The following is a 13,936-nucleotide window of genomic DNA, read 5'->3' as shown; positions in this document are numbered from 1 at the left end:
CCGATCGATCTCTCGCAGACTGGACTTTTCCGTAGCCGCGCAAGCGTTTAAGGAGAGCCGTCCTTGCGGAGGTTTCGATGACGATCAGGCTCGTTCTCGCCGGTTGCGGCAATATGGGTTACGCCATGCTCTCCGGCTGGCTGAAGTCCGGCAAGCTCGAGCCATCGGCGGTGTTCGTGGTCGAGCCCAATGCAGAACTGCGCAAGCGCGCCGAAGCGCTGGGCTGCGGCGCCGGGGCCGACGCATCCGCCATTCCCGCCGATGCCGTACCGGATCTCGTCGTCATCGCCGTGAAGCCGCAGGTCATCCGCGATGTGACGGCAAGCTACAAGCGATTCGGCGACGGCAGGACCACCTTCGTCAGCATCGCCGCAGGCACACCGGTCGCGACCTTCGAGGAGGTTCTCGGCGAACTCGCGCCGATCGTACGGTGCATGCCGAACACGCCGGCGGCGATCGGCAAGGGCATGATGGTGGTGTTTTCCAACCCGCTCGTCTTGGACGACGTCAGGCGTTTCGTCGCCGAGCTGCTCTCGGCGAGCGGTGTCGTGACGACGATCGAGGACGAGAGCCTTATGGACGCGGTAACCGCCGTCTCCGGTTCCGGCCCTGCCTATATCTTCCATTTCATCGAGGCGTTGACGGTTGCCGCCGAGAAGGCCGGCCTGCCGGCCGAGACCGCCAAGCTGCTTGCCATGCAGACCGTCTATGGCGCCGCCTCGCTTGCCGCCGAAAGCGACGAGGAGCCGGGCGTTCTGCGCCAGCAGGTGACCAGCCCCAACGGCACGACTGCGGCCGCGCTTGCCGTGCTGATGGGCGAAGACCGGCTGACGAAGCTTTTGACCGACGCGGTAGAAGCGGCGAGGCTCAGGTCGATAGAGCTGGGGAAGTAGCGCGCGAAAGTCAGGAATGTCCCCACATTTCGTCGATCTCGTTCTGGTCCATACATCGACCCTGCATTGCTGCCTTGGTGCTCAAATCGTGGGCGATTTGAGCGAGCCGCTCGGCGAGTGGCTTGCGGCTGATCTCGCGTTGCAATTCGGATTCCAACGCTTCAATGACCGGCTTTGTCAGCGAAATCTTGCGGCTGTCCGCAAGATATCTCGCCAGCTCGCGGGCACGTGGATTTTTGATGTGGAGAGCCATCTGGTTCCTCGACGCGTTGATTTTGGGAGAATGGTCACCTGAGCAGCAGCGCCTCGACGTCTTCGTTAAGGGGTCTCCAGGAACGAAGCAAATCGTCGACTTAGAGATTAGCCGAGGCGCCCGAAATTCGTCATCCACGGGCGGAGCGGGAGCGAAGCGGACGCGGAGACCCGAGGATCCATGCCGTGACCGCGCGCGAAGGGCGCAGCGGAACAGAATTCTGCACCGTTGCGGCTCTCGAGAGTCACGGAATGGATCCTATGGTCTGCGCCGCGTCGCTTCGCTCCTTGCTTCGCCATAGGATGACGAAGCGATCGGTTGGCGCTCGCCAGATGGATGGGGCCTCAGCTCCCGTACAGCATCTCGTCCTGCAGCTTGCGCAGCGCATAAAGCCTGGTCGTCGTATCGGGCACAGCGTTGTCGCTGGTCAGCAGCTCGCCCTTCCTGACCGGCTTCAGCACCTTGCCGCCTTCGAGCAACCCGACCGGCACGGCGCGGCTGGCGCGCGCCTCGGCGACCGTCATGGTCCAGGAGCGGTAGCAGGTCTCGCCGATGGCATCGAAGGTCTCGCCTGCGACGAGATCGCGCTTGGCGACCGCGCAGACCTCGGCCACCGGCTTCGGCAGCGGCACCATGTCGGGCTTGCCGTAGAGCATGATGCGGGCGGCGGTCAGCGGCACTTCAAGCGACGTCAGGTGATAGGGCCTGAAGAAGCTGTAATAAGGGCCATGGCCGACATGGAGATCGTCCATGCGCTCGACGACGCGCGGATGCGTCGCCTCGACGATGACGAAGACGCCGGGCGCCACGCCCTTGCCGATCGTGTAGTCGACGACGCCCTTCTTCGACAGGATGCCGCCGTCCTCGCGCGGGATCAGCACCTTGGCGAGCTGGTCGCGGTCGGCCTTCGGGCCATGCATGCCGGGAACATCGGGCACCAGGCCGGTGGCGTTGGCGATGGCGCACATCTCGACCATGGTCTTCGAACCGTCGACGAACTCGACCAGCATGCGCGGGTTCATGTTGCGGCGCAGTGCCTCTTCCCGATAATCGTCGGGAACGGCGTCATGGTTGAGTGGGTTGTTCTTGCCCTTGCCGGCCGAGACGATGGTGTAGCCGAGCGCCGAGGCGAACTCGATCAGCTCCATGCAGCTCGACGGCTCGTCGCCGGCCCCGACCGAATAGACAACGCCCAAACGGTCGGCCTGCTGCTTCAGATAACAGCCGATGGTCACGTCGGCCTCGACATTCATCATCACCAGGTGCTTGCCGTGCTCCATCGCCATCAGGTCGAAATCGGCGGCGACGCCGGGTTTGCCCGTGGCATCGATGACGACGTCGATCAGCGGATTGGTGACCAGCATCTCGTTCGAGGTGATGGCGATTCTGCCGCTTTCGATCGCCTGGCTGACCCTGGAGGCAGTCTCGGCCTCGGCGGCCATTGCATCGTCGCCATAAGCGATGCGGATCGCGTCGCGAGCCGTGTGCGGGCGGCGCGTGGAGATGGCTGCCACCGAAATGCCCGGCATCAGCATGCCCTGCGTCACCAGGTCGGTACCCATCTCGCCGGAGCCGATGACGCCGATGCGCACGGGGCGGCCCTCGGCGGCGCGCCGGGCGAGATCGCGGGCAAGCCCGGTCAGGGCGACATTTGTCATACAAGAACGTCCATGCTTTGCTTCAGCCCGCAATACAGGCAACGATCCCCGTTTGCCAACAAAACCAGCCAAGCATGGCAATTTCCAGCGCACGCCTAGCAGACCCGGAGCAGATTTTTCGCAGCGATCCACATCCTCCAGGTGTTCGCAGCGCGACCATGTCCGGAGGGGCGGATGCCGCAGTTCACGCCGGGAATCGATCTGACCGCCAAGCTCGGTGTCGGTTAGCGACGCCTCGGGCGATTCCTTTGTGCGCATTGCTATTTATTTAAGGAAAAATAGTGATCGCGGTCGGTTTCAACTGAATGGCACCCCGGCCGGGCATCGTTTCTGTGCCATTTTTGCTACAACCGCCAGCTGGAATCCTCGCTTTTGGAGTCCCCTAAATCAATAAGTGCTCACATCTGCGAAAAATCTGATAGATACTCATCGCAAGCTCCGGTGGCAGGCTTGGGCAAATAAGCGCCGACAAAAACAAAAAAGGCGCGGGGATAGTCACGGGGTAGAAATGACCAGGACGGGTAAAGTGACCGTCGGCTGGCGCCTTGCGCTTGCCATGACGGTGTCGATGCTGGCTTGCGGAAGCGCCGGCGCACTCACACTCAAGGAAGCAGTAGCGGTCGCCGTCGAATCCAATCCTGAGATTGGGCAGGCGATCGAAAACCGCGAAGCCATCGAATTCGAGCTGCGCCAGGCGAAAGGCCTCTATCTTCCGAGCGTCGATCTCGAAGCGTCAACCGGCGTCCGGCGTCTGGATAACCAATCCCGGCGTGCGCTCGACGAGGATAACGACGCTCTCTATCCGAACGAGGCCGACCTCACCGTCACGCAGACGCTTTATGATAGCGGCGCAAGACGGGCCGAATTGAACCGCCAGGCCTCGCGCGTCGACGGAGCTTCCTTCAGGGTGCTGGAACGGTCCGAATTCATCGGGCTTGCCGTCGTCCAGGACTATCTCGAATATATGCTGCAGGCGTCGATCGTCGCCGAAGCGAAGAAGAACCTCGCCTTCCATCAGTCTATACTCGGCGACATCAAGCAAGGCATCGCGGGCGGCGCGCTCAACGATGCCGACCGGCAGCAGGCCGAGGAGCGGCTTTACGCCGCCAAGGCGCGGATGCAGGAGGCCACGGAAGAGCTAGAGGCGGCCAAGATCCGCTTCTTCAAGAATGTCGGCAAGCCGCTGACCAATCCGTCGCGGCCGGCCGATGTGGCCGGCGCGCTGCCGCGCTCGCTCGATGACGCGATCGGGCTTGCCAGGCAGAACAATCCTCGTGTCCATATGGCCAACAGCGACATCGACGCGGCGGCTTCGCTCGTCGACGCGGCGCGGGCAAAATACGGTCCCACAATTACCGCCGAGGGCGTCGCCAGGGGCGGATATGACATCGACGGCGACGACGGCGACACTAGCGACCTGCAGGCTCGGGTCGTGCTGCGCTGGAATCTCTATCGCGGCGGCATCGACAAAGCCAACGAGCAGGAGCAGATCCGCCGCACCAGCGAGCAGCGCCTTGCGCTGCATCAGGTGCTGCGTGAAATCGAGGAAGCCGTCCGCACATCGTGGGACCGTCGCTTCCGCCAGGCGGAACTTGCGCAGACGCTGCGGCTGCAGGCAGCCACCAACGAAAAGCTCGTCGCGTCCTACCGCGAGCAGTTCAAGGTCGGACAGCGCTCGCTGCTCGACGTGCTCGATGCGCAGAACACGCGCTTCAACACCGCGACGCTGGCCGACACCTCGTCCTATGCGTCGCTGTTTGCCGAGTACCGGCTGCTGGCCGCGACCGGAGAGTTGCTGAAGACGCTGAACATCCAGCCGGCCAAGCAAGCCGCGGCCTATGCGCGTACGGAATTCGGCGTGCCGGCAACGGCCGATACCGAAACCTATGCACGCACGCCGTCGGAGCAGAAGAACGATCTGCCGTTCGACATCCTCGCGCCGGTCAGGAAAAAGCAGCCGATGTAAGCATCGATCTCTGGTCCTTCGGGGCGGATCGTGAATCAGCAGCCCAACATCATCTCGCCCAAGGAGGCTTTCAAGGCCTGCTTCTCGGCGATTGCGGCCTATCTCGGCCGGCCGAGCGCGGAGACCGTGCTGTTTGCCGGGGTGCCGATTTCGGACACGCGCATCGAGCCGGACGACATCAGGCACCTGGCCGAACGCATCGGCCTCGAGGTCCAGTCGTTCGGCCATCGCGATTTCGTGCGTGGCCGCGTCGATCTTCCGGCCATCGTCTTCCGCGCCAGCCAGCTGCCGGTCGCGCTGCTCGCCGAGACCGAGACCGGACAATATCTGACGGCGCCGCAGGAAAACGGCCGCACCACGATCGGCAAGTCGGAGCTCGCCGAGAGCTATATCAGCGGCGGCGCCTCGTTCTCGATAACCTATGCCAACACCGCCGAGGAGATGACGGTCGGCACCGCGCCGAGGATCGAAAGGCGCCATTGGCTGACCGGAACGATGGGAGCGTTCTGGCGCACCTATTCGAAGGTCGTGCTGTCGGCCGTCTTCATCAACATCCTGGCGATCGCCTCGCCGATCTTCACCATGAACGTCTACGACCGCATCCTGCCGAACAAGGCGATGTCGACGCTCTGGGTGCTGGCGCTCGGGATCGGCGCGGCCATCCTGTTCGATCTGTTGCTGAAAACCGCCCGTGCCTCGCTCATCGACTATGCCGGGCGCAAGGCGGATCTGAGGATTTCCTATCTGCTGTTCGAGAAGGTGCTCAACTCGTCGCTTTCGGCGCGGCCGGGGGCGACCGGCGAATACGCGAACCGCGTCACGCAGTATGAGTTCGTGCGCGAGTTCTTCACCTCGAACACCATCAGCGTCTTCATCGACACGGTCTTCGTCTTTGTCTTCCTGCTGGTCATCTATGCCATTGGCGGCTGGCTGGTGATCATACCGGCCCTGGCCTTCGTGATCGCCGTCATTGTCGGACTGGTGACGCAGCGGCGCATCGGCAAGCGGGTCGCCGCCTCGATGAACGAATCGGCCCAGCGCCAAGCCCTCCTGGTCGAATCCATTTCCACGCTGGAGACGATCAAGTCGCTGCGCGCCGAGGCCTATCTGCTTCGCAAATGGGGCGAGCACTCGAAGAACGCCGCCAACACGTCGGAGAAGATCAAGGAGCTTTCGGCCGCCGCCGGCAACATCACCGGCGCCATCCAGCAATTCGTGACCGTCGCGCTGGTGGTTGCCGGCGCCTACGCCTTCTCGGAAGGCGAGGTCTCGACAGGCGCGATCATCGGCACCGTCATGCTGGCGAGCCGTACGGTGGCGCCGCTCGGCCAGATCGCCATCACCCTGTCGCGCTTCCGGCAGGCCATGCTGTCGCTCAGGATCGTCAACGCGATCATGTCGCAGCCGGAGGACCGGCCCGACACGGTCGGCTTCGTCAACCGGCCGATCCGCAGCGGCGCGATGCTCTTCAAGAATGTCGGCTTCGCCTATCCGGGCACCGAGAACGAGGTTCTGAACGGGCTCAACATCGCAATCCGGCCCGGCGAGCGTGTCGGCATTATCGGCCGCATCGGCTCCGGCAAGACCACAATGGGCCGCCTGATCGGCCGGCTCTTCCTGCCGACGTCCGGGGAGCTGCTCATCGACGGCATCGACATCCGCCAATACCACCCGTCGGAAGTCCGGGCCGCGGTCGGCATCGTCGCGCAGGCCGGCGACCTGTTTTCGGGCACCATCAAGGAAAATCTTCTGATGGCCGCTCCGGAAGCGACCGACGAGGAGATCATCGATGCCGCGAAGGCCGCCGGCGTCGATGACTTCGTCTCGCGGCACCCGCGCGGCTACGACATGAATGTCGGCGAGCGGGGCACCAATCTGTCGGGGGGCCAAAGGCAGGCGGTGGCGATCGCGCGGCTGCTTCTGACCAAGCCGAAAATCGTCTTCCTGGACGAGCCGTCGGGTTCGATGGATCTCGCCTCGGAACGGCAGTTGATCAAGCAGCTCAGAGTGGCATTCGACCGCAACACGACGCTGATCGTGTCAACCCATCGCTACAGCATGCTGGAGCTGGTCGACCGCCTCATCGTCATCGAGCAGGGCCGCGTGGTCGCGGACGGAGCAAAGGAACAAGTCATACAGGCATTGCAAAAGGCGAATGCCTGACTGGGGCACGTTGGGGAATGTTTGCAAGAGAAGACCGGCCGCCGCTTTTCGCATCGGCGTCCGTCTACATCATAGGGGCGCTGTTCGTCGCCTTCACCGCCTGGGCATCCTTTGCCGAGGTCGATGAGATTGCGCGCGGCGACGGCAAGGTCATTCCTGCTTCCAAGACCCAGATCATCCAGGCGAGTGAAGCCGGCGTCGTCCAGGAAATCGCGGTCAAGATCGGCCAGACCGTCAGGAAGAACGACCTGATCATCCGCCTCGACAACACCGGCAACACTTCGAGCCTGGGCGAGGAACAGGCCAAGGCACGGGCGCTGCAGGCGCGCATCGCAAGGCTCAAATACGAGCAGGCCGGCAATCTGGAGGGCGCGTTCCCCTGTCCGTCAGACATCCAGAAGATCGCGCCGGAAATCTGCGATAACGAACAGAAGCTGCTCGTTGCCCGCCGCGACAACTTCCAAGTGAAGCTGTCGGTGCTGAAGTCGCGCCTTGATCAGCGCGAGAAGGAGTTGGACGAAGCGACCGCCAATTCCGACCGCCTGTCCAAGAGCCTCGCCGTCAGCGACCAGGAAACGGCTCTCGTCGAACCGATGGTCAAGAAAGGTCTGATGGCCAAGACCGAGCAGATCCGCGTCGAGCGGGAGCAGACCGATCTTCGCGGGCAGCTCAACCTTGCCGGAGAGACCATCAAGAAGAGCAAGGCGGCCATCACCGAGGCGCAGCTTCAAGTCGACGAGCTCGGCCTGCAATTGCAGCAGGAAGCGTTGAGCGACTTGACACAGGCGCTGGCGGACCTCTCGGTGGTGGACGAAACCATCCGCGGCGCCACCGACAAGGTGGCGCGGACCGATATCCGCTCTCCCGTCGACGGCATCGTCAACACGCTCGACGTCAACACGCTCGGCGCCTTCGTGCAGCCGGGCGCGGTCGTGGCCGGTATCGTGCCGACCTCGGAGACGCTGCTGGTCGAGGCGCGGGTCTCGCCACGCGACGTCGCCTTCATCCAGCCGGACCAGGACGCGCTGATCAAGGTCACGGCCTACGATTTTTCGATCTTCGGCGGCATCGAGGGTAAGGTTTCCAACATCACCGCCGACAGCCTGGTCGACCAGAAGACGGGCGAACCCTACTACCAGGTGCGCGTCGCGACCGAGAAATCCACGCTGCAAAGGAACGGCAAGACCTATTCGATCATCCCCGGCATGATCTGCTCGGTCGATATCAAGACCGGGCGCAAGACGATCCTCAATTATCTTTTGAAGCCCATCAACAAGGCGCGTCAGGAGGCGATGAGTGAGCGATAGCGCCGCACGCCCCGACACTCCGCGCGACCGGCTGCTGCCCTCGCTCGCGGCCGAGGATTTCGGCCCGGAGTTCCGCGTCGTGGCGCGCGGCGGCGTGCGCCGCGGCATCCGGCTGGAGCGCGCCTTCTGGGTATCGCTGAAGCAGATGGCCGAAAGCCGCAAATGCACGATCGGCATGCTGGTCGAGGAGATCGCCGAAAGTCATCCCGACCAGGGCAATCTGACATCGGCGATCCGGGTCGCGTGCATGCGCGGCCTTGCCGAGGAAAGCATGGAGTTGCGTAAGCTCGCCTCGATCCGGACCATCACCGCGATCCTGGTCGCCTGCCCCTCGCCCGCCTTCGCGCTGTCGTCGTCGAAGAAGATCCTGACGTTCAACGCGCCGTTCCAGCAATTGGTCAGGCGCCAATTGCCGAACGCGCCGGGCGACGACGGCAGGCAGGACCTCAAGCTGGCGCTGGACCTCAACGTCATCGACGTTTTTGCCCGGCTCGACGCCAATGGCGAGACACCCGTCACCACCGGCTTCGTCATCGGCGCCGGCGAGCGCCGCTACCGGGGCCAGCTCAGTGCCGTGCGCGCGCCGGTCACCGAGCCGGAACTGTTGATGGCATTCGTCTTCAACGGCTAGTGCGTTTCGCCGTTTCACGGAAACGGCGAAACGCCCTATCTCTTTGTTTTTGCGCAATTCCGGACGGAAAACCGCTCACACTTTTCCTGGAATTGCTCTAGGCGGACGGTCTATCTCGCACCCAAACCAGATGTTGCGGGCGTCGCCGCCGTGTCAGGCGAAGAGCCTTCGCCGGGCGCCACCGTCGCGAAGCCGCCGGTGATATCGGCGATCTGGGAACCGGATTTCGACCCGTGGATCCAGGCGCGATCGGTGCTGAAGGAATAGAGCGGGACGTAGTCGGGAAGATCGCTGTCCATCGCCACATTGTTGCTGAGGCTGTCCAGGATGAAGGCGCCGCTTCCGGTGCTCACGGACAGGACAGCGTGGAAAAACTTCCGGCGGCGGTCCTGCAGCACGACGAGCGACATGCTCTGCGCCGGGATGCCGGCGCGCAACAGCGCCGCCATCTTCAATATGGCAAAGTCCTCGCAGTCACCGGCGCGATGCTCGAGGATTTCCGACGGCTTCGCCCAGTAGTCGAGCTTGCCGTAGACGACGCTGTCCTTGCGATAGGCGATCAGGCGGTTGATGCTGCTGTTGACGAAGGCCAGCTTGTCGCGGAAGCCCTTGTTGCTGGCGATATCGATGATCCCGGCAAAGGCGGCGTTCTCGCGATCGCAGGCGCTGCCCGGCGTGCAGTCGAGGATCGCCTTATAGACAGGGGCCCAGCGCGCGGCGACCGGGAAGTTGTGCATGGACAAGGCGACCGACCCGAACACGCCCGGAATGATCGCTGCCGTCTGGATCGGGTCGATACCGGGGACGACCTCTTCACTCGAAGAACCTGCCGCCAGATTGACTTCGAGGGGCGCATAGGCGCCGACGACACTGCTGATCCGGTAGGCGGCAACAGGTTGCCAGGGCAGCAATCTGGCCAGCGAAACACCGCCGAGATCGGCCGGTGCAGGCACCGTTTGAGAGGCGGAATTTCCGACGGAGATCGCGCTGGCGGATGACGCATTCGGCAGACCGGCGAGGCCGATTGCCAGCAGCAGAACCTTGATCCCCGACACTGCCGGGACAGCTTTTTGTATTTTCATAGCGCCCACCTTTGACTGTGGACGCTACCGATCTTGTCTCAAATTATCGGAAAGGAAGGTGGGTAAATTTCCGCGAATCAATCTGTTCTTCTTTTCTTCAAATTTTATTCAAATTTATACTTTGATTTACCGAGCTGAAGCCGCGTTTCCCAACCAGCCGAGCGGCGCCTGCGAGAATACATAACTGGGTATATCATGACGATTTACCAAGTGTAAAAAATGCAAATCCATACATATTCAAGTATATGAAAAAGATTGAGAGTGTGTTGCAAAGTTCGAGGCTCGCATGTCTCTTTCCGGGAAATGCCGAAGGGGGCTTGAGCTATGACGACCAGTATCGAACTCGACGCCGTTTCCAATTCCTGGGACGAGCACTCGACTGTTGGCGAACATCCGATCTCGACGGGCGTGCAAGTCGCCCAGGCCGCCAGCGGCCAGGCCGCGAGTGAGCCGGTACCGGTCGATGTGGGGAGCGGCGCGCCGGCGCAGGGCGCGGCCAACACACAGAACGCACAAGGGGCAGACAAGCCGGCGGTCGACGCCAACGCTCCCGCCGCTAACGCTCCTGCCGGAAACGCGCCGGCGGCGAATGCCGCGGCCTCGAACGTCCCGCATGAATATCACGCCGAGGCCGGCAATGTCGTGAAGCTTCCGGCCAATGTCTCGATCGACAACATCAAGGTCGAGGGGCACAATCTGGTGCTGGTGCAGCCCGACGGATCCGAAATCGTCATCAAGGACGGCGCGCTGAACGTGCCGACCTTCATCATCGGCGACGTCGAGGTGCCGCGCGTTGCCCTGATCGCGGCGCTTGAATCCAGCCATGTCGATGTCGCCTTCGGCGCCGACGGCTCAATCTCGGCCGGCGGAAACGGCGCGCCGGGCAGCGCCGGCGGAAACTTCTCGGTTCCTCCGGGCGGGATCGGCGACGGCTTCGGCCTGACGGCGCTTTTGCCGCCGACCGCATTGCAGTTCGGGCAGCCGGAACATCGCGAGCTGTTCCCCTCCGTAGCCCCCGACAACGGCGTTTCCGTCGTGGCCGTGTCGCTGCTCAGCCCGGATGAGGCGGCCAGCGAGACCGGCTTGAACGGCGGGCCCTCACAATCGCCGGGTAGCGACGCGCCGAGCAACGCGGAAACGTCAAGCATAGGAACGATCACCATCGACGCGCCGGACGGCATCGGATCGATCGTCATCAACGGCGTCACCGTCACCGGCACCGGCCAGCAGATCCAGGGCCAGTTCGGTTACCTGACCATCGTCTCCTTCGACCCGAACACCGGCGCTATCGAATACAATTACACGGTGACCGAGTCGGTCACCCATCCCGAACACACGAACGGATACGATCCGAACGATACGGTTCCGGACAATTTCAGCATCACCGTCACGGATTCCGACGGTGATACCGCCAGCACCACTTTTGCCGTCGCCATCATCGACGACGTGCCGACGGCGATCGCCGACACCGACAGCGTGGCGGCCGGCCAGATCGGCCCGGCGACGGGCAATGTGCTGGTTGGCGGCACCGATGCGGGCGATGCCAACACGACGGATGGCGTCGCCGACGTCCAGGGCGCAGACGGCGCGAAGGTGGTTGGCGTCGCCAAGGGCACGACCAATGCCGATCTGGATGACGCGAGCACGCTCGATGTGCAGGTTCAGGGCGCCTACGGCAAGCTGACGCTGCACGCCGACGGCAGCTACACCTATGTGCGCGACGCCAATACGCCCGGCGGCGTCAACGACGTCTTCACCTATACGATCAAAGACGGCGACGGCGACACCTCGCACACCACGCTGACGATCTCGATCGGCAACTCGACTCCAGAGATCACCGACCTGACGCCGGAGGCCAACGGCGGCGACGTCATCGTCAACGAGGACGACCTTTTGGCAAGCCGTGGCCCCGGCGAGTCGGACGGCTCCGACGCATCGAAGGAAAGCACCACCCAGGGCGGCACCTTCACCATCCACTCGCCCGACGGCATCGCCTCGCTGAACATCGGCGGACACGACTTCATCACCAATGGCGTGTTCACCGCCGGTTCCATCACGACGCCACTCGGCAACACGCTGACAGTGACGGCCTACAATGCCGCCACCGGTGAGGTCACCTACACCTACACACTCGTCGACAATGAAGCGCATGCCACTGCTCAGGGTACCAACAGCCTGTTCGAGAATTTCGACGTCACGTTGACCGACCTGGACGGCCAGAGCGCCGACAGCACACTCTCAGTCAATATCGTCGACGACGTGCCGACGGCTTCGACCGAGGCCCCGCAGAACGTCGCCGAAGGCGCGACGATCACCGGCACGCTGGACTTCGTCGCCGGCGCCGACGGCGCCACGGTGACGCATATCAACGGCACGCTGCTGGTCTTCGGCCAGGACGGCTACTCGCAGTCGATCGACATCGGCGACGGCTTCATCAAGGTCAAGGCCGACGGCAGCTACTCCTTCACCGCCGACAATCCGGTGATCGGCACGGGCGCGGCTTCGGCGACTTATACGGTGACCGACAGCGACGGCGACACGTCGACGGCCGGCATGAGCTTCGTCGTGACGGACGCCAACCACCCGACCACCGGCACGGCCGCGGCCGCGGTCGACGACGACGGGCTTGCCGGCGGCAATCCCGCAAGCACGACGGGCGACATCAACGCCAATGTCGGCGACGCGGATGGTCCGGCCAGCAGCGAGGTAAGCTTCTCCGGCACGCTCGGCGGCAGCGTCGGCGGCGACGGCGCGGGCGCCAACGGCTTCTCGTTCGCCGGATTGAACGGTACGACCGGCACGGTCGGCCTGGAAAACGTGTCCTACAGTTGGGATGCCGGCACCAACACGCTGACGGCGACCACCACCAGCGGCGACCGCATCGGCACCGCCCTGTTCACGGTCCATGTGACGGATCCGGCAACTGGCGCCTACACCGTGACGCTGCTCGACAACGTGCTGCATGCGGGCGGCCCGAACGATGAGAACGCGATCGATCCGACAACCAGCCTGACCTACACCATCACCGATGCCGACAACTCGTCCACGACCGGCACGCTGACCATCACCTTCGACGACGACGCGCCGACGGCTTCGACCGAGGCCCCGCAGAACGTCGCCGAAGGCGGCACGATCACCGGCACACTGGACTTCGTCGCCGGCGCCGACGGCGCCACGGTGACACATATCAACGGCACGCTGCTGGTCTTCGGCCAGGACGGCTACTCGCAGTCGATCGACATTGGCGACGGCTCGATCAAGGTCAAGGCCGACGGCAGCTACTCGTTTACAGCCGACAGCTCGGTTGCCGGCACGGGTGCCGCATCCGCGACCTACACGGTGACGGACGGCGACGGCGACACGGCGACGGCCGGCATCAGTTTCGTGGTGACGGACGCCAATACTCCGACGAGCGGCTCGGCCGCAGCCACGGTCGACGACGACGGGCTTGCCGGCGGCAATCCCGCAAGCACGACGGGCGACATCAACGCCAATGTCGGCGACGCGGATGGTCCGGCCAGCAGCGAGGCAAGCTTCTCTGGCACGCTCGGCGGCAGCCTCGGCGGCGACGGCGCCGGCGCCAACGGCTTCTCCTTCGCCACCCTTAACGGCACCTCTGGCACGGTTGGCCAGGAGAATGTGACCTATAGCTGGGATGCCGGCACCAACACGCTGACGGCGACCACCACCAGCGGCGACCGCATCGGCACCGCCCTGTTCACTGTCCATGTGACCGACCCGGCGACCGGCACCTACACGGTGACGCTGCTGGACAACGTGCTTCACACAGGCGGTCCGAACAACGAGAACAACGCGACGGTCAATCTCGGCTATGTGATCACCGATGCGGACGGTTCGACGGCACCGGGCACGCTGACCATCACCTTCAATGACGATGCACCGACAGTGGCGGTCGGCACGGTCAACGACAGCGCCATCACGCTGGTGACGCAGGACGCCCAGACGATCGGCGCCAACTCCGA

General features: G+C 63.6%; 9 protein-coding genes. 6 read left to right on the top strand and 3 right to left on the bottom strand.

Annotated features, from left to right (window positions below):
• Positions 1-77 precede the first annotated feature (77 nt).
• Complete coding sequence (proC, locus tag RFN30_RS28535) at positions 78-893, top strand: pyrroline-5-carboxylate reductase (protein ID WP_320265403.1); 816 nt, start codon at positions 78-80, stop codon at positions 891-893.
• A 10-nt stretch (positions 894-903) separates the two neighbouring features.
• On the opposite strand, the gene RFN30_RS28530 is transcribed toward proC, so the two are convergent.
• Both RFN30_RS28530 and RFN30_RS28525 read right to left on the bottom strand, forming a co-directional pair.
• Positions 904-1,146, bottom strand: a complete 243-nt coding sequence (locus tag RFN30_RS28530; protein ID WP_320265402.1) for a type II toxin-antitoxin system VapB family antitoxin — start codon at positions 1,144-1,146, stop codon at positions 904-906.
• A gap of 344 nt (positions 1,147-1,490) precedes the next feature.
• Positions 1,491-2,804, bottom strand: coding sequence for an NAD(P)H-dependent oxidoreductase (locus RFN30_RS28525; RefSeq protein WP_320265401.1), 1,314 nt, complete (start codon positions 2,802-2,804; stop codon positions 1,491-1,493).
• A 508-nt stretch (positions 2,805-3,312) separates the two neighbouring features.
• On the opposite strand from RFN30_RS28525, the gene RFN30_RS28520 reads away from it, so the two are divergent.
• The 4 genes from RFN30_RS28520 to RFN30_RS28505 are packed head-to-tail and all read left to right on the top strand — an operon-like array spanning position 3,313 to position 8,871.
• Positions 3,313-4,770 carry a TolC family protein gene (locus tag RFN30_RS28520; protein WP_320265400.1) on the top strand — a complete coding sequence of 486 codons (1,458 nt, stop codon included), beginning with the start codon at positions 3,313-3,315 and terminating at the stop codon, positions 4,768-4,770.
• Positions 4,771-4,800: 30 nt separating this feature from the next.
• On the top strand, positions 4,801-6,933 hold the full coding sequence (locus RFN30_RS28515) for a type I secretion system permease/ATPase (RefSeq protein ID WP_320265399.1): 2,133 nt from the start codon (positions 4,801-4,803) through the stop codon (positions 6,931-6,933).
• A 17-nt stretch (positions 6,934-6,950) separates the two neighbouring features.
• A complete protein-coding gene (locus tag RFN30_RS28510; protein WP_320265398.1) occupies positions 6,951-8,240 on the top strand; it encodes an HlyD family type I secretion periplasmic adaptor subunit in 1,290 nt (429 codons plus the stop codon).
• A complete protein-coding gene (locus RFN30_RS28505) occupies positions 8,230-8,871 on the top strand; it encodes a ribbon-helix-helix domain-containing protein (protein WP_320265397.1) in 642 nt (213 codons plus the stop codon). The genes RFN30_RS28510 and RFN30_RS28505 overlap by 11 nt, the downstream gene beginning before the upstream one ends.
• 110 nt (positions 8,872-8,981) lie before the next feature.
• On the opposite strand, the gene RFN30_RS28500 is transcribed toward RFN30_RS28505, so the two are convergent.
• Positions 8,982-9,953: a transglutaminase-like cysteine peptidase gene (locus tag RFN30_RS28500; protein ID WP_320265396.1), complete on the bottom strand. Its 972-nt coding sequence runs from the start codon at positions 9,951-9,953 to the stop codon at positions 8,982-8,984.
• Positions 9,954-10,277: 324 nt separating this feature from the next.
• Here RFN30_RS28500 and RFN30_RS28495 point away from each other — a divergent pair.
• Positions 10,278-13,936: beta strand repeat-containing protein (locus RFN30_RS28495; RefSeq protein WP_320265395.1), on the top strand; the 3,659-nt coding region annotated here is incomplete at its 3' end.

The sequence above is a fragment of the Mesorhizobium dulcispinae genome (assembly GCF_033977345.1).
Lineage (GTDB): Bacteria > Pseudomonadota > Alphaproteobacteria > Rhizobiales > Rhizobiaceae > Mesorhizobium > Mesorhizobium dulcispinae.
The sequence above is the reverse complement of the archived record's forward strand: the minus strand, read 5'-3'. Positions and strand labels throughout refer to the sequence as shown.